At 71.2% G+C, this 19,785-nt stretch carries 14 protein-coding genes and 1 riboswitch; of the genes, 5 read left to right on the forward strand and 9 right to left on the reverse strand.

All coding sequences use genetic code 11. The features are described 5' to 3' along the window. Window positions 1–98: 98 nt before the first annotated feature. Window positions 99–959, reverse strand: coding sequence for an ABC transporter permease (locus JOD64_RS10505; RefSeq protein WP_204942074.1), 861 nt, complete (start codon window positions 957–959; stop codon window positions 99–101). Between the two features lie 100 nt (window positions 960–1,059). After that, window positions 1,060–2,091, reverse strand: coding sequence for an ABC transporter substrate-binding protein (locus JOD64_RS10510; protein WP_204942075.1), 1,032 nt, complete (start codon window positions 2,089–2,091; stop codon window positions 1,060–1,062). 270 nt (window positions 2,092–2,361) lie between these two features. Here JOD64_RS10510 and JOD64_RS10515 point away from each other — a divergent pair, with 270 nt between their 5' ends. The 4 genes from JOD64_RS10515 (at window position 2,362) to JOD64_RS10530 (ending at window position 7,368) form a co-directional block, all read left to right on the forward strand. Further along, on the forward strand, window positions 2,362–3,147 hold the full coding sequence (locus JOD64_RS10515; RefSeq protein WP_204942076.1) for an ABC transporter ATP-binding protein: 786 nt from the start codon (window positions 2,362–2,364) through the stop codon (window positions 3,145–3,147). A gap of 2 nt (window positions 3,148–3,149) precedes the next feature. Next, window positions 3,150–4,100, forward strand: coding sequence for an LLM class F420-dependent oxidoreductase (locus tag JOD64_RS10520; RefSeq protein ID WP_204946005.1), 951 nt, complete (start codon window positions 3,150–3,152; stop codon window positions 4,098–4,100). After that, a complete protein-coding gene (locus JOD64_RS10525) occupies window positions 4,097–4,408 on the forward strand; it encodes a cupin domain-containing protein (RefSeq protein WP_204942077.1) in 312 nt (103 codons plus the stop codon). The genes JOD64_RS10520 and JOD64_RS10525 overlap by 4 nt, the downstream gene beginning before the upstream one ends. A gap of 77 nt (window positions 4,409–4,485) precedes the next feature. Then, window positions 4,486–7,368, forward strand: a complete 2,883-nt coding sequence (locus tag JOD64_RS10530) for a hypothetical protein (RefSeq protein ID WP_204942078.1) — start codon at window positions 4,486–4,488, stop codon at window positions 7,366–7,368. A 261-nt stretch (window positions 7,369–7,629) separates the two neighbouring features. Here JOD64_RS10530 and thiC read toward each other — a convergent pair whose 3' ends face one another. From thiC to thiE, 7 genes are all read right to left on the reverse strand, one after another. Then, complete coding sequence (gene thiC / locus JOD64_RS10535) at window positions 7,630–9,222, reverse strand: phosphomethylpyrimidine synthase ThiC (RefSeq protein WP_204942079.1); 1,593 nt, start codon at window positions 9,220–9,222, stop codon at window positions 7,630–7,632. Window positions 9,223–9,239: 17 nt separating this feature from the next. Beyond that, complete coding sequence (gene thiD / locus JOD64_RS10540; protein WP_204942080.1) at window positions 9,240–10,025, reverse strand: bifunctional hydroxymethylpyrimidine kinase/phosphomethylpyrimidine kinase; 786 nt, start codon at window positions 10,023–10,025, stop codon at window positions 9,240–9,242. Further along, window positions 10,022–10,765 carry a thiamine phosphate synthase gene (locus JOD64_RS10545; RefSeq protein ID WP_204942081.1) on the reverse strand — a complete coding sequence of 248 codons (744 nt, stop codon included), beginning with the start codon at window positions 10,763–10,765 and terminating at the stop codon, window positions 10,022–10,024. Before JOD64_RS10545 ends, thiD begins: the two co-directional genes overlap by 4 nt. Beyond that, window positions 10,762–11,541, reverse strand: coding sequence for a thiazole synthase (locus JOD64_RS10550; protein ID WP_204942082.1), 780 nt, complete (start codon window positions 11,539–11,541; stop codon window positions 10,762–10,764). Before JOD64_RS10550 ends, JOD64_RS10545 begins: the two co-directional genes overlap by 4 nt. Beyond that, a complete protein-coding gene (thiS, locus tag JOD64_RS10555) occupies window positions 11,538–11,738 on the reverse strand; it encodes a sulfur carrier protein ThiS (protein ID WP_204942083.1) in 201 nt (66 codons plus the stop codon). Before thiS ends, JOD64_RS10550 begins: the two co-directional genes overlap by 4 nt. Next, entirely contained in the window at window positions 11,729–12,889 is a 1,161-nt protein-coding gene (gene thiO / locus JOD64_RS10560) for a glycine oxidase ThiO (RefSeq protein ID WP_372434132.1), read from the reverse strand. Before thiO ends, thiS begins: the two co-directional genes overlap by 10 nt. Continuing rightward, window positions 12,883–13,509: a thiamine phosphate synthase gene (gene thiE, locus JOD64_RS10565; protein WP_204942084.1), complete on the reverse strand. Its 627-nt coding sequence runs from the start codon at window positions 13,507–13,509 to the stop codon at window positions 12,883–12,885. The genes thiO and thiE overlap by 7 nt, the downstream gene beginning before the upstream one ends. Further along, window positions 13,504–13,613, reverse strand: a riboswitch (TPP riboswitch). It overlaps the preceding gene by 6 nt. Window positions 13,614–13,925: 312 nt before the next feature. Here thiE and JOD64_RS10570 point away from each other — a divergent pair. After that, window positions 13,926–19,766: a ThuA domain-containing protein gene (locus tag JOD64_RS10570; RefSeq protein WP_204942085.1), complete on the forward strand. Its 5,841-nt coding sequence runs from the start codon at window positions 13,926–13,928 to the stop codon at window positions 19,764–19,766. The last annotated feature ends 19 nt before the right edge of the window (window positions 19,767–19,785 follow it).

The following is a 19,785-nucleotide window of genomic DNA, read 5'->3' on the forward strand; positions in this document are numbered from 1 at the left end:
GTCGGCCACACCTCCGCGCGTGACTCTTGGACGAAAGGGCCGGCCTCCTGGTGGGAGGCCGGCCCTGCGCGTTCTTGGTGTTGATCTCTTCTGTTGGGTTAGCGGCTGCTGGTGGTTTCTCTCACCCAGGGCAGCGCGATCCGCTCGATCAGCAGGAGCGCCGAGTAGAGCAGGATGCTCACCAACGCCACCAACATGATCGCCGCCCACGCGGTGGCGGTGTCGCCCACTCCGGCGTACTGGAGGATCAGGTAGCCGAGGCCGCTCTCGCCGGCCTGGAACTCGCCGATCACCGCGCCGATCGCGGCCAGTGGCATGGCCACCTTGAGCCCGACGAAGATCTGCGGCAGCGCCGCCGGGAAGCGCACCTTGCGGAACGCCTGCCAACGGGAGGCGTTCCAGGAGCGCACCAACTCCGCCAGGTCCGCCGGCGTGGTGGTCAGCCCGGTCGCGGTGGAGAGCACGATCGGGAAGAAGCAGAGAAGGAACACCATGGTCAGGATCGGCTTCTGACCCCAGCCGAGCGCCACCACCAACAGCGGGCCCAACGTGATCTTCGGTACGGCGTTCACCGCGACCAGCAGCGGGGTGAACATCCGCTCGACCGTGCGGGAGCTGGCCAGGGAGAGTCCGATGAGAACACCGGCGGCCGCCGAGAGGGCGAAGCCGTAGAGGATCTCCAGCAGGGTGTCCCAGGTGTGCTCCAGCATCTGGGCGGGCTTGTCGATGAACGCGGCGAGCACGTCGCCGGGCGGTGGCAGAGCGGCCGGGTGGACCAGCTCCAGCCGGGCGATCAGCCACCACGCCGCCAGGGCGACCAGGAGGCCGGCCGCGGGCAGCAGCGCCGCCCCGGCCCCGGCGCGAAGACCGGCACCTCGACCCGCCCGTCCCGCCTCGCGGCCACTACCCGCGGGTGGAGGTGCCACCAGCGCCGGATCCGCCGACCGGACGTCGGTCATCTTGTCCTCCTCGAATTCCATGGCCCCCGGGGGCCGACGAGCGACGGGGGTACGTCCCACCGGAATCGGCGGGACGTACCCCCTGGTGACGACCGGACGATCAGGCCTTCGGCGCGAGGCTGAAGTCGATGATCTGCTCGGGGGTGATGTTCTGCTTGAGCGAGCCAGCGCCCTGCAGGATGGCGATGCTCTTGGCGACCCGACCGCTGTCCAGGGTGCCGATCGCGGTGCCGGTGTTGCCGGAACGGACGTACGCGGCCATCAGGTCCAGCTCCGCGGCAGCGGCAGCCGGGTTGGCGGCGTCGACGTTCTTCTTCAGGATCTCGCCGGCCTCCTTGGAGTTGGCCAGGCTGTACTCCAGGCCCTTGAGCAGCGCCGCGGTGAACCGCTTCACCATCTCGGGCTTCTCCTTGGCGATCTTCGAGGACGTGATCAGCACGTTGCCGTAGAGGTCCTGCATCACGTTGCTGTACGGCAGCATGACGGCCTTCTTCTTGGCCACCGACTCGATGGTCGGCTGACCGACGACGAACTGGCCGATGCCGTCGACCGAGCCCGAGGCCAGCGTGCCGATCAGGGCCTGCGCATCACCGTTGACCCAGGTCACCTTGCTCGCGTCCACACCGGCGAGCCGGGCGTACGTCGGGAAGAGGTTGCGGACCACGGAGCCGGGGGTGTCGGCGAGCTTCTTGCCCTCCAGGTCCTTCGGCGAGGCGATGCTCCTGCCCTCGAGCGTGGCGATGCCCGCCATGGTGCGCTGCTGGATGGCGGCCACCACGGTGAAGTCCTTCGCCTGGCCGTTGCCGACCTGGAGCAGGCTGCCGGTGAGGTCGACCGGGCCGAAGTCGGCCTGACCACCGACGATGGTCTGGATCACACCACCGGTGCCCTGACCGGCCTTGATCTCGACGTCGAAGCCGGCGTCCTTGAAGAAGCCCTTGTCCTTCGCCACCCAGGCGTAGGCGTCACGGCCGAACTGGCCGAAGGAGGTCAGGTAGGTCACCTTCTCCAGCGCCTTGCCGTCACCGCCCTTGGCATCGTCGGCCGAATCCGACCCGCTGCTGCAGGCGGAGACAAGGGCGAGGGCGGTGGCCAGCGCGGCCGTAGCGACCGTACGGGTCAGCCTTCTCATCAGTGCACCATGTCCTTTCCGACCGGGGCCGGCAGGCCACCGGAGGGGGTTGTCTTGACGGGCCGGCAGGAGGGGTGGAAGCCGGGCGTCGCTGTCGTGAGGGGACTCATCGCGCGCACAGCGTACGAGAAACCCACACTTGCGACGCCAGGCGTATCGGGTTGCGGAACGGGAACAACCTCATGACCACCCCGGACGGTGCGATACGTGGACAGGCCAGCTAGCCTTTGTCCGATTCCTGACCGTCCACTCAGCGGAGGTCCGCCGGAGATGATCCAACTGGCCGGGGTGTCGCGTACCTTCGAGGGCCGATCTGGCCGGGTGGAGGCGTTGCGTGGCATCAACCTCGACGTCGCCGAGGGCGAGTTCGTCGCCGTGCTCGGCCGTTCCGGCTGCGGCAAGTCCACCCTGCTGCGGCTGATCGCCGGGCTGCTCCCGCTGAGCGCCGGCGAGATCACCGTGGCCGGTACGCCGATCGCCCGCCCGCGCCAGGACATCGCCATGCTGTTCCAGAAGCCGGCGCTGCTGCCCTGGCGCACCGTGCTGGACAACGTCATGCTGCCGGTGGAGATCTTCGGCTGGAGCCGCGCCAAGCACCGCGAGCGGGCTCGGCAGCTGCTCGACGTGGCCGGGTTGGCCGGCTTCGAGAAGAGGCTGCCGCACGAACTCTCTGGCGGCATGCAACAGCGGGTGTCGCTGTGCCGGTCGTTGATCGGTGAGCCCCGGGTGATGCTGATGGACGAGCCGTTCTCGGCGCTTGACGCGCTCACCCGCGAGGAGCTCTCCGGCGAACTCCAGCGGGTGCACATGGAGAACAAGCCGACAATCGTCTTCGTCACCCACTCGATCGACGAGGCGGTGCTGCTCGCCGACCGGGTAGTCGTGCTGAGCCCCCGCCCCGGCCGGATCCGCAAGGTGGTCGACGTCAACATCCCCCGGCCCCGCACCCTGGGCCGCAACGCACACCTGGCCGATGTCGCCCAGGTCAGCGCCGACCTCCACGAGCTGTTGATGGAACGAGACCAACCGGCCCCGGCCGGTGCGGAAGGACGATGAGCATGCGGGTTTCGGTCTTCACCGAGCCCAACCGGGGCGCCAGCTACGACACACAGCTCCGCTTCGCCCGGCTGGTCGAGGCCTGTGGGTACGAGGGTTTCCTCCGTGCCGACCACTACCAGTCGATGGGCGCCGACCCGGGCCTACCCGGTCCGACGGACGCCTGGCTGACCCTCGCCGCACTGGCCCGGGAGACCGAGCGGATCCGGCTCGGCACCCTGGTGACGTCCGCCACCTTCCGACTGCCCGGCCCTCTCGCGGTGATGGTGGCGCAGGTCGACCAGATGAGCGGCGGACGGGTCGACCTCGGCATCGGCGCCGGCTGGTACGAGCGCGAGCACACCTCGTACGGCATTCCGTTCCCGCCGGTCGCGGAGCGCTTCGACCGGCTGGCCGAGCAGCTCGAAGTGATCACCGGGTTGTGGCGGACCCCGTCCGGCGAGACCTACAGCTTCACCGGCGACCACTACCGGCTGGTCGACGCCCCGGCCCTGCCCAAGCCGGTGCAGGTGCCCGGGCCACCGATCATCGTGGGCGGGCGCGGCCCCAAGCGCACCCCCGAGCTGGCCGCCCGGTACGCCGACGAGTTCAACATGCCGTTCAAGTCCGTGGCGGACACGGCCAAGGCGTTCGACCGGGTACGTGAGGCGTGCGAGCACCACGGCCGGGCGGAGTCCGGGCGCGAGCCGTTGGTGCTCTCCGCCGGGATCGTCGTGGCCATCGGCCGGACCGACGCGGAGGCCCAGCGGCGTGCCGCACCCCTGCACGAGAAGAGCGCGCTGCCGCCGGAGGACCCGGTGGTCGGCTCACCCGCGCAGCTCGCGCAGCGGATCGGCGAGTTCGCCGCGATCGGCGCCACCCGGGTCCACCTGCGCCTGATCGACTTCGGTGATCTCGACCACCTCGAGCTGATCGCCGCCGAGGTGCTCCCTCAACTGGACGGAGAACGATGAGCGACGTGACCGTCGACGGAACCGAACTCGGGCCGGTGGGCCAGGAGATCGTGTTCGAGAACGACCGGGTCCGGGTCTGGCACATCCGCCTTGAGCCGGGCGAGCGGCAACCGCTGCATCGGCATGATCACCCCTACCTGGTGGTGGCGATCGAGGGCGCCAAGAACGTCGTGCAGACCATCGACGGCACCCGGATCGACGCCGACGAACCCACCGGTGGGGTGGTCTACCGGGACCCGGGTGCGGTGCACATGCTCACCAATGTCGGAGACACGACTTACCTCGCTCGGCTGGTCGAACTCAAGTAGACCCGCCGGGCGTGGGCCGGCGCGCCGCGCGGCGCGCCGGTGGCGATCGGGTGTACCGGGTGCGTAACGTGCCGGTCATGGCCTTTCGGACCTGGGGCAGACTGCTGCTCACGGCGCTCGGGGTGAGCGTGCTGGCCGGGGCCGGCCAGCTCGGCGTCGCGTACGGTTTCGGCATCGTCCGGCTGACCGGCGCATTCACCGGCACGACCGTCAACCAGTGGCCGGCCCAGCTCGTCTGGGTGGGCTGGTTCGCCGCGAACGCCGCCGTCGCCGGTGCCGTCCTCACCGGACGCATCGCTCGCCGCGACGCTCCGGCTGCCAGCACCGGTCGGCAGTTGGCAATCGGTGGCGCGGCGGCACTCGGTGCGACAGTCATCGCCCCGCTCTGCATGCAGCCCGCCCGCGCCGCGGAGTTGATCTCCATCGACCCGGTCTGGGCGGTGGGGATCTGCGCCGTACTCGGTGCGGTGATCGGTGCGGGCGCGGCGACCGCTGTCCTGCTCCGGCCCGAGCTGGGCTGGAACATGGCGGCTGTGGGCGGCGCGGTCTGGCTGCTGGCGCTGATCTCCGTCCTGCCGTCACTCGGCATGGCCGGCCCACTGCCGACCGTCCGACTCGGGGTGCTGGAGCCGAGCTGGCTGAACGACGCCGCCGCGCAGCAGCTGGCGCTGCTCCTGCTGCCCACCGTGGCACTGCTGGCCGGTGCCGCGACCGCCGGGTTCGCCCGCTGGCGGGGCCAGGCTCCACTGGTCAGCGGGGCTACCGGCGTGGCCGGTCCGGTGCTGGTGGCGTTCGCCTACCTGACTGCCGGCCCGGGCGACGCGGTGGACCGCTACCAGGCCAGCCCCTACTACGGCTCGCTGATCGCGATCCTCGCCGGTGCGCTCGGCGCGGCCGCCGCGGCGCTGCTGCGCTGGCCGGCGACCGCCCGCGCCGCGGACCCGCAGGCGATCGAGCCCAGCGACATCCTGCGCCCGCTGCCCGCCAGCCCCGCCCTGCCCGGCACCGCGTCGGCAGGTTCGACGAACGACCGGGACACCGTCGCACGCACCGACGCGCGGCTCGTCACCACAGAGCCGCCGGTCGGGCAGCCGACCGGCGCGGAGCTGGCCGGTGCCAACCCAGGTCCGCGTGCCGCAGGCGGCTCCGATGGCGTACGCACAGTCCCAGCGCACTGGGACTGGCCGGCGACCACCGCGAGCGGCCAGCACGGTCCAGCTCCCGCCGCTCCGGCGACACCCGCGGCCTGGCGGACCGATCCGACCACCGCCTTCTCCACCGAAGCGCTGACGCGCAGGTCGAACCGGGACGATGTCACCTCCCCGGCCGACGCCGCACCCCCGGCCTCCGACGTCAGCAACTCGACCGAGGCCACCCCGACCAGCACCACCGCCGGACCCGCCGACGCCGCCACTCCGGCAGCCGGCCCTGACGACGCGCCGACGGGCAGCGCCACGACGGGTACCGGTGACCGACCGGCCGGCGACACCAGCAAGGACACCCCCACTACCGAGCCGACAAGCGCGGGCCCGACCAGCGCGGTCCCACCCAGCTCCGCCACGACGAGCGCAAGCACGACCAGCGCGGGCCCGACAAGCGCGGCCCCGACCAGCGCGGGCCCGACCAGCGCGGGCACGGCCGGCGCGGGCGCGGGGGACGCCGGCACGGCCGACGCACCGGTGACGCTCAAGCCGCGGCGTACCCGTAAGCCGAAGGCCAGCCCGGACGTCACCACCTCCCCCACCCCGGACGACACGCCGTCAGCTGAGTCGGCGGCCACCGACGAGACGACCACCGGTCGGGCCAGAAAGGTCACCCGGCCCACGAAGTCGGCCGACCGGACCACCCCTGGCAAAGCGACCGGCACTCCCGCACGCAGCACGGAGAACCAGGACTCCAGGTCCGGTCTGACCACCGAAGCCGATCCGATCGCTGGCTCCGCCGCGTCAGCGGAGGCAGCCGCGCCGGCCAGCCCGATCGCCGCAACCAGCTCGACCGGGACACCGGCCACCCCGACCGCCGCAACCGACGCCAAGGCACGAGCCGCCGAGCCGCCGCGCACCCCGGCCACCACTGCCACCACTTCCACCGGTCCCGCCGCGTCGTCGCCGGCCGAACCGGCCAGTGGATCCGCAGCCGCCGGGGCCGATGAGACCGGCAGCGCGCGGCCCGCCATCGAGGACGGTTCCACCGCCGGGTTGTTCGGGATCACCGCCGACAGCGACCCGGGCCGGTGGACGCCGACAGCACCGGCCTGGCCGGCCACCTCGGCGTGGCCGGTGCCGCCGCAGGCCGCCGAGCCGGGGCCAGCACCATCGGAGACAGCGGCCGGACCGGATGAGCCGACGCCGAGGCCCCGGCACCGGGCGCCGCTGCCGGATCTGAGTCGGGCCAGCACCTGGGACGCCTTCAACACCGCCCGCCGTGCTGGGCCGGCGCGGTCGCCGAACACCGCCCGGTCGACCTCGGCTGGCTCCACCGCGGCCAGCGAATCGGCCGCCCCCGCCGAACCTGCGAGCACAACAACGTCGCCGGTCGTCCAGGGTCAGGCAGCTCCCGCCGAACCGGTCGCCCCCACGCGGCGATCGAGCCCGACAGCGGCACCAGTCGTCCCGGGGCAGGCTGGCGCGCCCTCCGATACCCGCACCGCCGACCCCACGACCACCGGCGACCCGACGACTACCACCGACCCGGCGACCACCGACGACGAGCCGGCCGCCGGGGCGGTGGCGGAGCAGCCCTCCCGGCGAGGACGGTTGGGCGGTCTGTTCCGCCGCAACCGGTCCCGCGCCGAAGAGGCGAGCCAGGAGCCGTCGGCCGAGACGGAGCCGCTGCCGACCCAGGACGAGGAGTTCGTCGACTGGGTCGCCGGTCTGAGCAAGCCGGTGTCGGACAATGAGCCGGAGCAGGAGAGTGGCCGCCGGTCGCTGCGCTCCACCGGTCGGCACTACCGCGACTGACCCACCAGATCGCGCATCGGAACGCCCGACCGATCAGCCCAGTTGATTGATCACCTACGAGTAGGTCCTGATTCAAGACGGGCTGCGGGCGCAGCGAAGGGCTCTCGCCATCGACTTGGCTGCCTGCCATGCCGATGTGCTGTTGAGCGGTATACCAGAGAGGTATAAATATGACTCTGAGGTATACCGCTCATTACCGCATCCGCCCCCAACGGAAGTGACCGACAGTCACCGCCGGCCGCCGGCCAGAGTGCGGGACAGTCAGGCGAGCGGCAGGTAGACCCGTCCGCCGCCGGAGACGAACTCCTCCGACTTGTCCTTCATGCCGCGGGCGGCGTACTCCTTGAGCTCCTGGGTGATCTTCATGGAGCAGAACTTCGGGCCGCACATCGAGCAGAAGTGCGCCGTCTTCGCCGGTTCCGCGGGCAGCGTCGCGTCGTGGTACGAACGCGCCGTCTCCGGGTCCAGCGAGAGGTTGAACTGGTCCTCCCACCGGAACTCGAACCGTGCCTTCGACAGCGCGTCGTCCCAGTCCTGCGCGCCGGGGTGCCCCTTCGCCAGGTCCGCCGCGTGTGCCGCGATCTTGTACGCGATCACGCCGGCCTTCACATCGTCACGGTCCGGCAGGCCGAGGTGCTCCTTGGGCGTGACGTAGCAGAGCATCGCGGTGCCGAACATTCCGATCATCGCGGCGCCGATCGCCGAGGTGATGTGGTCGTACGCCGGAGCGATGTCGGTGGTCAACGGGCCGAGCGTGTAGAAGGGCGCTTCGTGGCACCACTCCTGCTGCAGGTCCACGTTCTCCTTGATCTTGTGCATGGGCACGTGGCCGGGGCCCTCGATCATCACCTGCACGTCGTACGCCCAGGCGACAGTCGTCAGCTCGCCAAGGGTGCGCAGCTCGGCGAACTGCGCCTCGTCGTTGGCGTCGGCAATCGAGCCGGGCCGCAGCCCGTCGCCGAGGGAGAACGTCACGTCGTACTTCGCGAGCAGCGCACACAGCTCCTCGAAGTTCGTGTAGAGGAAGTTCTCCTCGTGGTGCGCCAGGCACCACGCCGCCATGATCGAGCCGCCTCGGGACACGATCCCGGTCACCCGGTCCACGGCCAGCGGCACGTACGGCAGGAGCACCCCGGCGTGCACCGTCATGTAGTCCACGCCCTGCTCAGCCTGCTCGATCACGGTCTCCCGGAACACCTCCCAGCTCAACTTCACCGGGTCGCCGCCGACCTTCTCCAACGCCTGGTAGATCGGGACCGTCCCGATCGGCACCGACGAATTCCGCACGATCGCCTCGCGGGTCTCGTGGATCCGCTTGCCGGTGGACAGGTCCATCACGGTGTCCGCACCCCACCGGGTGGCCCAGGTCAGCTTCTCCACCTCCTCGGCGACCGACGAGCTGACCGCCGAGGTGCCGATGTTGGCGTTCACCTTGACCAGGAACGCCTTACCGATGATCGCCGGCTCGCACTCCGGGTGGTTCACGTTGAGCGGCAGCACCGCCCGACCGGCGGCGATCTCGGCCCGCACCAACTCCGGGTCGACGTTCTCCCGGATCGCCACGAACTCCATCTCCGGCGTCACCACGCCGGCCCGCGCGTACGCCAGCTGCGTGGGCCGGCGACCGTCCACCCCGGCGAGCGGCGTGCCCGCACCCCGCACCGGCGCCACATCACCCCGCTCGGCGATCCACGGTCCGCGCAGCGGCGGCAGCCCCACCTCAGGATCAGATCCGGGACCCGACGTGTCGTAGAGCCGCACCGGCGGATGGTCACCGGTCAGCTCCACCTCCGCGAACGGCACCCGGACGTCCGGCCGTGAACCCTCGACGTACACCTTGCCTCGTGCCTGCATGACAGCCTCCCTGGTGATCAAGCGGACCAGCCGAAGTGGTCCAGCGGCCCACGTCCCGCGCCCAGCTCCCAACCCCGCGCGCCGGTCAGCGCGCGGAGCACGTACTCCTTGGCGGCCCCCACCGCCGCCGGCACCGGATCGCCCAACGCGAGCCGCACGGCGATCGCCGCCGAGAACGAACATCCGGTGCCGTGGGTGTGCCGGGTGGTCACCCGGGGCGCGCGCAGCAGGGTGGTGACGCCGCCGCCGTGCAGCACGTCGACCGCTTCGCCCCCGTCCAGGTCACCGCCCGTGACCACCACGTATTCCGAGCCGCCCGCCACGAGGGCTTCGGCGGCCACGACCATCCCGGCCACGTCGTCCACCGGGCGCCCGGTGATGGCCGCGGCCTCCGCACAGTTCGGTGTCGCCACCCTGGCGTACGGCAGCAGCCGCTCCACCGCGCCCACCACACCGAGCCGATGACCACTGGTGGCTACCAGCACCGGATCGACGACGAGTTGGGGCAGCCGACCGTCCCTCGCGACGTCGGCCACCACGTCGGCGACCGCCGGAGTGCCGAGCATCCCCGTCTTGACCGCGCCGATGGTGAAGTCACCGAGGACGCTCTCCAGTTGCTCAGTGACGGTGCGCGGCGGCAACGGCAGCACGGCGTCGACACCCCGGGTGTTCTGCGCGGTGACCGCCGTGAGGATGCTGGTGCCGTACGCGCCCAGCGCGGCGAAGACCTTGAGATCAGCCTGGATGCCAGCACCGCCGCCGGAGTCCGAGCCGGCGATGGTCAGCAGTGTTCGCGGGGTCATTTTTCCTCGTGTTTGGTTGCGGTTTGGGGCTGCGGCCGACCGTGCCCACTCCGGGCGGTCAGGCTTGATCCCTGCGTGGGCACGGTCGGCCGCAGCCCCGCGCGTGGGGACCTGGTGCCTCCGTGCCGGGTTTGGGTCAGCTCAGGGGTTACCGCCTCGACATAGGCGCTGGTCAGGATGGTGGCTGTTTCGGCGGGGTCTTTGGCTCGCATTAGTGCGCCCAGTACTGCTACTCCGGTGGCTCCTGCTTGGACGCAGGCGGTTACCTGTTGTGGGGTTTCCACTCCGCCTAGGGCCAGCAGCGGCACGGGGCTGGCGTCGACCAGCTTTCGCAGGCCTTCCGGTCCTAGTGGTGGGCCGTAACCCGGCTTTGTTCTGCTGTGGTAGACCGGGGAGATGGTGGCGTAGTGCTCGGTGGTCAGGCGGTCCAGTTCCGTGTCGTTGTGGCAGGAGCGGCCGACCAGCCGGTGGGGCGGCGGCGGGTACGGGCCGGCGGCCGGCAGGTGGACGGCATCGCCGTCGAGCGGGTCGGGGCCGGCCACGATGAGGGTTCCGTCGACCTCGGCGAGGATCGCGCGCAGGTCGGTGGCGAGGGCGGCGCGCTCGGTGCGGGGCAGGTCCTTCTCCCGCAGCACCACCCAGCGCACTCCCCCGGCCACCGCCCCCGCCACGACCCGGGCGAGCCCGCCCCGCGCGACAAGCCGGTCGGTCAACACGACAACACCGGACGGCGGGGTCACAGGTCGGGTCTTCCCTCATCGGAGGTGGAGGGGAGGGCGTGGAAACGGCGGGCGATCCGGCCGGCGCTGGCCGCCAGGCGGCCGGCCTCCACCGCGTACCGCATCGCGGTGGCCATCGCCACCGGGTCGGCGGCTCGGGTGACGGCGCTGGCCAGCAGCACTGCGTCGCAGCCCAACTCCATGGCCAGGGCGGCGTCGGAGGCGGTGCCGATGCCGGCATCGAGGATCACCGGCACGTCGACACCCTGGCGGATGAGCCGGATGTGGTGCGGGTTGCCGATGCCGAGCCCCGAACCGATCGGCGAGCCGGCCGGCATCACCGCGGCACAGCCCACGTCGGCGAGCCGGCGGGCGAGCACCGGGTCGTCACTGGTGTACGGCAGCACGGTGAAACCATCGGCGACCAACTCCTCGGCGGCGCGGAGCAGTTCCACCCCGTCGGGCAGCAGCGTCCGCTCGTCGCCGATCACCTCCAGCTTGATCCAATCGGTGTCGAACGCGTCCCGGGCCAGTCGGGCCACCTTCACCGCCTCGGTCGCGGTGTGGCAGCCGGCCGTGTTCGGCAGCAGCCGTACCCCGCACCGGTCCAGCAGCTCCAGCAGCCCGCCGGAGGAGCCCGGCGCCGTGCCCACCCGGCGCAGCGCCAGGGTGACCAGCTCGGTGCCGGACGCCCGGATCGCCTGCTCCAGCACCTGCAGGTTCGCGGCGCCGCCGGTGCCGAGGATCAGCCGCGAGGTGAACGTCTCCCCACCCAACTCGAATGGCACCCCGCTCACCCGCCCTGCGCCGCGGTGAGCACCTCGACCCGGTCACCGTCGCGCAGCGCCGTGGTCGTCCAGCCGGCGCGGGGCACCACCTCACCGTTCACCGCGACCGCCACCCCACGTTGCTGAGGCACGACGTCGCGGACCAGGTCCGCCACCGACGCACCGCCGGGGACGCTGCGCCCAGCCCCGTTCACCGTCAACTCCACAGGTCCCCCACCATCGTCGGTTCAGGTGCGCCACCGTCGGCCGCGCCGACGAACCGGTCCGGCAGGAAGGGAGCGAGCAGCGGATCGGGTACGCCGGTGAGCACCAGGTCGGTGATCAGGTCGGCGGTGATCGGGGTGAGCACGACGCCGTGTCGGTGGTGCCCGGTGGCGGCCAGGACGTCCGGCCGGCCGGGCAGTGGCCCGAGGATCGGTGCGTTGTCCGGGGTGCCCGGGCGCAGCCCGGCGACCGCTTCGACCAGGTCGTACTCGGCCAACTCGGGCAGCAGGTCGACGCCGGCGCGGAGCAGGCGTTGCACGGCGCCGGCGGTGACCGTGGTGTCGGACCGTTCCTCGACCGTCGCGCCGAGCACGACCTCGCCGTCGGCTCGGGGCACCAGGTAGACGGGCTCGCCGTCGGCGTACCCCCGGATCACGTGCCGGAAGCCCGGCGCGACGCCATCGGGCGCGCGGAGCCGGAGGATCTGGCCTTTCACCGGTCGGACGGGCAGGCCGGTGAGTGCGGCGGCCCCACAGCCGGCGGCGACCACGGTGACCCGGGCGTCCAGATCGGACACGGCCCGGACGGCTTGCGGCACGAGCACCGCGCCGGCCCGCTGCGCGGCCGTGCGCAGCGCCGGCAGCAGCAACCGGGGGTCGACCTGGTGGTCGGTGGGCGCGAGCGCGCCGCCGCGCACCCGCGGGGCGAGCGCCGGCTCGCGGTCGCGCAGCTCGGTGGGGCGCAGCAGGGTCACGGGCAGACCCAACCCCTGCTGGTACGCCCAGAGCCGCCCCGCCTCGGCCAGGTCGTCGCCGGTCAGCCCGACCATCAGGGTGCCCTCGGTCCGGTAGCCGATGTCGGCGCCGGTCGCTTCGGTCAGCTCGGCGGCGAACGTCGCCCAGCGGGCGGCGGACGCCAGCAGCAGCTCGGTCAACTGCCGCTCACCGAAGTACGCCTCGGCGACCGGGGCGAGCATGCCGGCGGCCACCGCCGACGCCCCCGAGCCGGGTGCCGGATCGTGCACCACCACCCGCAGTCCTCGGGCGGCGCAGCGCCAGGCGATCGCCAGCCCGATCGGCCCGGCCCCCACCACCGCCACGTCCGGCCGGACCCGGTCGCTCGACGGCGCTGACTCCGACCGGCCGGTCAGCACGTCAGGGCCTCGATCAGTTCGGCGGTCGCCCGCGCCGGGTCGGCGGCGCCGGACACCGCACCGACCACCGCCACCCCGTACGCCCCGGCGGCCCGCAGCGCCGGCACCCGGGCTGCGGTCACTCCCCCGATCGCGATGACCGGTACGTCGACGGCGTCGACGACAGCGCGTACCCCCGCGGCTCCGATGGGGTCCGGCAGGCCGGACTTGGTGCTGGTGGGGTGGCACGGTCCGACACCCAGGTAGCTGGCTCCCGCCGCGACGGCCGAGGTCGCTGGTCCCGGCGCGCGAGCGGTGGCTCCGAGCACCCCGGTCGGGCCGAGCACCCGGCGGGCGGCGGCGACCGGCAGGTCGTCGGCTCCGACGTGCCCGCCGGCGGCGCCCACCGCCAGCGCCACGTGCAACCTGTCGTTGACCAGGCAGGTCGCCTGGTACGGCGCGCAGAGCGCCAGCACCCGCCGGGCCAGGTCGTACGCCTCGCGGTCGGTGGCGGAATCCTCGACCCGGACCTGCACCACCAGGTCCGCGCGGGCCGCCGTGAGGGCGGCCCGGACCACAGTGAGCGGGTCCCGCCCGGGTCGGGTGTCGGTGATCAGATGCAGTCGTCCTAGGGACGGCACGGCAACGCTCCTCCCTGCGCCGGCATTACCCGGATCAGGTTCAACGGTCGGGGGCTGTCAGCCCCCCTCTCAGCCCGGTACACCGGGCTCCCGTGGGTTACTTGCGTGTCACCGTACGACAGATCCGCCGGTCTGCCAAGGCGAGGTCTCGGCGGCGACTGGTCAGCCGGACCGCCGTGGCAACGAGCGAAATCGATGGGCCGTTTCGTGCGGTCCTGTTCGGAATGTCGCCCGCCGTTACCGAACCGTTACCCGCCGGCATCTTGCCGGACATTGAGACAGCCGAATTAATTTGTTCAGCGATTCGACAAAATGTCGGCGGGGCATCCTGGCACGGTGTAACCGCCGACTCCATCTGGGAGGGCGTTCGGCGAGCCGACTCCCGCGAGCTCTGTCACTACGACACAGGAGGCGGCGTGTCCCGTTCTCGTCGTGCCCGCTTACCCATCACCGCGACCTTCATCTCCCTAGCTCTCGCCTCGACGACGCTGTTCGGTGCGCCCGCCCAGGCGGCACCGACGGCCACGCAGGTCCCCCCACGAGAAGCACCAGCCGCCGCCCCGGTCACCCAGGCGGCGCCGAAGGTAGCGAAGGCCGCCGACGATCCCTACTCCGTCCTGGTCTTCTCCAAGACCGCCGGCTTCCGGCACGACTCCATCCCCACCGGCATCGCCGCCATCCAACAACTCGGTGCCGCCAACGGATTCACCGTGGACAGTTCCGAGGACGGCGCCGCATTCAGCGACGCCAACCTCGCGAAGTACAAGGCGGTGATCTGGCTTTCCACCACCGGTGACGTGCTCAACGCCGACCAGCAGGCGGCATTCGAGCGCTACGTGAAGGCCGGCGGCGGCTACGTCGGCATCCACGCCGCATCGGACACCGAGTACAGCTGGGCCTGGTACGGCGACCTGGTCGGCGCGTACTTCGCCAACCACCCGGCCAACCAGCAGGCCACGGTCAAGGTGGAGGACCACGCCCACCCGTCCACCGCCACGCTGCCGGACCGCTGGTCCCGCTTCGACGAGTGGTACAACTTCCAGACCAACCCGCGGCCCGACGTGCACGTGCTGGCGAGCCTGGACGAGAAGAGCTACACCCCGGGCGCCGGGGCGATGGGCGCCGACCACCCGACCGCCTGGTGCCAGGACTTCGACGGCGGCCGCTCCTGGTACACCGGTGGTGGACACACCCGGGAGTCGTACGCCGAGCCCGAGTTCCTCTCCCACCTGCTCGGCGGCATCCAGACCGCGGCCGGTATGGTGGACGCGGACTGCGGCGCCTCGAAGACCTCCAACTTCGAGAAGGTCGCGCTGGACAGCAACACCAGCAACCCGATGGAGTTGGACATCGCCCCCGACGGGCGCGTCTTCTACATCGAGCGCGACGGTCGCGTGCAGATCGTGAAGCCGGACACCGGCAGCACCGTCACCGCCGTCGACCTGGACGTCTTCACCGGCAACGAGGACGGTCTGATCGGCATCCGGCTCGACCCGGACTTCGCCACCAACAAGTGGGTGTACCTCTACTACGCGCCGAACGACGGCGTCACCCGCAACCTGCTGTCCCGGTTCACGGTGACCGGCGACACGATCGACCTGGCCAGCGAGAAGCAGGTGCTGCGGGTCGACACGCAGCGCAACACCTGCTGCCACGCTGGCGGCAGCATGACCTTCGACAGCGCCGGCAACCTCTACCTGGCCACCGGTGACAACACCAACCCGTTCGAGTCGAACTCGTACTCGCCGATCGACGAGCGGCCGGGCCGCCAGGACTTCGACTCGCAGCGCACCTCGGCCAACACCAACGACCTGCGCGGCAAGGTGATCCGTATCCACCCGGAGGACGACGGGACGTACACCGTCCCGACGGGCAACCTCTTCGCGCCGGGCACCGAGAAGACCCGTCCCGAGATCTACGCGATGGGCTTCCGCAACCCATTCCGGATCGGCACCGACCCGAAGACCAACACGCTGTACGTCGCGGACTACGGGCCGGACGCCAACGCGGACAACCCGACCCGGGGCCCCCGTGGCCTGGTCGAGTGGAACATCGTGACCCCCGGCAACTACGGCTGGCCGTACTGCACCGGGACGAACGAGGCCTACAACGACTACACGTTCCCGTCCGGTCCGAGCGGGGCGAAGTTCGACTGCGCCGCGCCGGTGAACAACTCGCCCAACAACACCGGCCTGACCAACCTCCCGCCGGTCGTTCCCGCGACCGTCGACTACGGGTACGCCGGTGACGCGCGTTACCCGGAGATCGGCGGCGGTGGCGCCCCGATGGGCGGCCCGGTCTACCGCTACGACGCCGACCTCAACTCCACCCGCAAGTGGCCGGCGTACTACGACGGCAAGGCGCTGCTCGGCGAGTGGAACCAGAACAAGATGTACACGATGCAGGTGACCGCCGACGGCAAGTCGCTGGTGGACATCAACCAGTTGCTCACCGGGATGAGCATGGTCCGGCCGATGGACTTCGAGTTCGGCCCGGACGGCGCCCTGTACCTGATCGAGTGGGGCAGCGGCTTCGGCGGCAACAACGACAACTCGGGCATCTACCGGATCGACTACATCGCTGGTGACCGCGCGCCGATCGCGGCGGCGTCCGCCACCCCGACGTCGGGTGCGGCGCCGTTGACTGTCACCTTCTCCAGCTCCGGATCCCGGGATCCGGACGGTGGCACGCTCACCTACGCCTGGACGTTCGGTGACGGGCAGACCTCCACCGAGGCGAACCCGACGCACACCTACGCCACGGCGGGCAACTACACCGCCCAGCTCACGGTCACCAACCCGAAGGGCCGTACCGCGGTGGCCAACGTGCCGATCACCGTGGGCAACACCGCGCCGACGGTGACCATCGAGTTCCCGCCGGACGGTGGCTTCTTCAACTGGGGTGACCAGGTCCGCTACACCATCAAGGTGACCGACCCGGAGGACGGGCAGGTCGACTGCGACAAGGTGCAGTTGCAGGTGCTGCTCGGTCACGACGAGCACGCCCACCCGCTGGAGCAGCACACCGGCTGCACCGGCACCGTCCAGACGTCGCTCGCCTCCGGGCACGGCGCCGAGGCGAACGTCTTCGCGGTCTTCGAGGCCACCTACACCGACGAGGGCGGTGCGGGCGGTTCCGCCTCGCTCACCGGCCGGTCGATCGAGGTTCTGCAGCCGAAGCAGAAGCAGGCCGAGTTCTTCACCGCCACCGGGCGCGCCCCGGTGAGCACCGGCGGTGGAGACGCCGGCGTGCAGCGGGAGACCGGCGCCGACACCGCCGGCGGTGGTCAGAACATCGGGTTCATCGAGGACGGCGACTGGTGGTCGGTGGCCCCTGCGGACCTGACCAACATCACCGAGATCCGGTTCCGGGCCGCCTCGGCCGCCGCTGGCGGTCGGATCGAGGTCCGCGCGGGTGCGGTTGACGGACCGGTGGTCGCCACGGCCACCGTGCCGGCGACGGGCGGCTGGCAGACGTACACGGACGTGAGCGCGCCGGTCACCGGTGCCGCGAGCGGTTCGCTGTACTTCCTGGCCCGCGACCCGAACGGCGGGACGGGCTCGCTGTTCAACGTCAACTGGATGGACTTCGTCGGCCGCGGTGTCACCGAGAACGCGCCGCCGACGGTCAGCGCCACGGCCACCCCGGCGACCGGCACCGCGCCGGTCACCGTCGCCTTCGACGGCACGGCCACCGACGCCGACGGGAACACCCCGCTGACGTACGCCTGGGACTTCGGTGACGGAGGCACGGCGACCACCCTGGACGCCAGCCACACCTACGCCAGCCCGGGCACCTTCACGGCCACCCTCACGGTGACCGACAGCAAGGGTGCCAAGTCGTACGCCACGGTGCCGGTGCGGGTGAACGCTCCGGACACGTCCTGCTTCGGAGCGCGTTCGGACGACTTCAACGGCAACACCCTCGACAAGGGCCGGTGGACCAGCGTGGTCCGGGAGAACCAGCTCTACTCGCTCACTGGCGGCGCGCTGCGGCTGCCCACCTCGGTGGGTGACCTCTACGGCGCTCGCAACGACGCCACCAACCTGGTGCTCCAGGCGGCTCCGACCGGCGCCTGGGAGATGACCACCAAGGTCACCCTGCCGGTGACGGCCAACTACCAGCAGGCTGGCGTCCTGGTGTACGGCGACGACGACAACTACGCCAAGCTGGACCTGCTGTACAACGGCAGCCGGCGGGTGGAGTTCATCCGGGAGACCGCCGGCACGCCGCGCAACGAGGCCGGCGACGCCGCCAACGCACCGGCGGGTGACACCGTGTACCTGCGGATCACCAGCGACGGGACGAACCTGACCGCGGCCGTCTCGGCCGACGGGCAGGCCTTCACCCCGGTCGGCCGATCGGCCGCGCTCGACGGCATCACGAACCCGCGGATCGGGGTCTTCGCGCTCAACGGAGGCACCGAGGCACCGGTGGTGGACGCCGCGTTCGACTCGTTCCAGGTGACGCCGGACGCCCCGGCTGGGCCGGTCGACCCGTCGGACGAGTTCACCGGCGCGACGTTGGACAAGTGCCGGTGGGACGCGATCCTGCGGGAGGACCCGGCCGGTTACCGGGTCACCGATGGCTCGCTGCGCATCGACGTGCCCAACGGTGACATCTACGGCACCGACAACACCGGGCCGAAGAACTTCATCCTCCAGACCGCGCCGTCCGGCGACTGGACCCTGGAGACGAAGGTCGACGGCAGCCTGCTGAACGAGCAGTACCAGCAGGCCGGTCTGCTCGTGCAGGCGGACGACGACAACTACCTGAAGTTCGACTTCATCGCGGACAACCAGGCCGGCCAGGCGGTGACGCGGCGGATCGAGTTCCGCAGCGAGATCGCCGGGGTGGTCCAGAACCCGCAGCCGGAGGCGGCCAACCTGACCGGTGCCGTGTGGCATCTGCGGCTGGCCCGTACCGGTGACACGTTCACCGCGTCGTACTCGGCCGACGGGACGACCTGGACCGCGTTGACGGCGTTGACCAACAGCGCGGTCGGGGCCACCCCGAAGGTCGGGCTGTTCACCCTCGGTGCCAACCAGACGGCGTCGAAGACCGCCTCGTTCGACTACTTCCGGCTCAGCACGGAGGTGGCCGACGAGACCGCGCCGGTGACCACGGCGGCGGTTTCCGGCACCCCGACCGACGGGTGGTACACCGGGCCGGTGACGGTCACGCTCACCGCTGCCGACGAGGCCGGCGGTAGCGGGCTCGCCGGTACGGCGTACCAGCTGGACGGTGCCACCACCTGGACGGATTACACCGCACCGGTGGAGGTCACCGGGGATGGCGAGCACGAGCTGCGGTTCCGCTCGACCGATGAGGCGGGCAACGTGGAGTCGACGAAGACCGTCTCGGTCAAGATCGACGCCACGGCGCCGGTGACCTCGGCGACGTTCGCTCCGGCGAACGACGCCGGCTGGCACGACGGGACGATCCCGGTCGTGTTGACCTCGAGCGACGCCGGTTCCGGCGTCAAGACGGTGGAGTGGTCGCTGGACGGTGGCGCGTGGACGCCGTACTCGACGCCGGTCGAGGTGAGCGGTGACGGGCAGCACGAGCTGCTGTTCCGCTCGACCGACAAGGCGGGCAACGCCGAGACGCTCAAGTCGGCGGTGCTGCGCATCGACGGCACCAAGCCGACGCTGCTGGTGTCCGGGATCGCCGACGGCCAGCTCTACGGCGACAGCCAGGACGTCCGGGTGTCCTGGCAGGCTGTCGACCCGACCTCGGGCATCGCGACCGTGGTCGGCAAGTTGAACGGCCAGACGTACACCAGCGGCACTCTGCAGGCCATGTACGAGCTGCCGCTCGGCCTGCACGAGCTGACCGTGACCGCGACCGACAAGGCGGGCAACGAGACCACCTCGGCGGTCCGCTTCTTCGTCACCACCTCGTTCCGGGACATGCAGAACCTGCTGGACCGGTTCAAGGCGACGGGGCGGCTCTCGGCCAAGGCGCACAAGCAGCTGACCGCGAAGCTGGACGCGGCCCGCAAGGCAGAGGCGGCCGGCAACGACAACAAGGCGATCAAGCAGCTGACCGACTTCCGGAACCTCGCCGCCGACGCCACCCTGGTGGCCGAGGCGGAGATCCGGGATGTCCTGATCCGGGACGCCGACTCCATGATCGTCCGGCTCGGCGGCACGGCCAGCAAGGCCGGCGTCAAGGCGAACGACGGTGAACCGATCAAGGGCACCGGGCGGCTCGGTGGCGATGCCACCCGGCTCGCACCCGGTCGCCAGCTCTGATCCGACGAGGCCCCTCCCC

The organism is Micromonospora luteifusca (assembly GCF_016907275.1).
GTDB classification, from domain to species: domain Bacteria; phylum Actinomycetota; class Actinomycetes; order Mycobacteriales; family Micromonosporaceae; genus Micromonospora; species Micromonospora luteifusca.

What these genes read in the sequence shown, in the direction of transcription:
- thiC (WP_204942079.1), bottom strand. Translation starts at nt 9,222, where the DNA reads ATGCAGGCACGAGGCAAGGTGTACGTCGAGGGTTCACGGCCGGACGTC.
- JOD64_RS10505 (WP_204942074.1), bottom strand. Translation starts at nt 959, where the DNA reads ATGACCGACGTCCGGTCGGCGGATCCGGCGCTGGTGGCACCTCCACCC.
- JOD64_RS10525 (WP_204942077.1), top strand. Translation starts at nt 4,097, where the DNA reads ATGAGCGACGTGACCGTCGACGGAACCGAACTCGGGCCGGTGGGCCAG.
- JOD64_RS10515 (WP_204942076.1), top strand. Translation starts at nt 2,362, where the DNA reads ATGATCCAACTGGCCGGGGTGTCGCGTACCTTCGAGGGCCGATCTGGC.
- thiD (WP_204942080.1), bottom strand. Translation starts at nt 10,025, where the DNA reads ATGACCCCGCGAACACTGCTGACCATCGCCGGCTCGGACTCCGGCGGC.
- JOD64_RS10530 (WP_204942078.1), top strand. Translation starts at nt 4,486, where the DNA reads ATGGCCTTTCGGACCTGGGGCAGACTGCTGCTCACGGCGCTCGGGGTG.
- JOD64_RS10520 (WP_204946005.1), top strand. Translation starts at nt 3,150, where the DNA reads ATGCGGGTTTCGGTCTTCACCGAGCCCAACCGGGGCGCCAGCTACGAC.
- JOD64_RS10510 (WP_204942075.1), bottom strand. Translation starts at nt 2,091, where the DNA reads ATGAGAAGGCTGACCCGTACGGTCGCTACGGCCGCGCTGGCCACCGCC.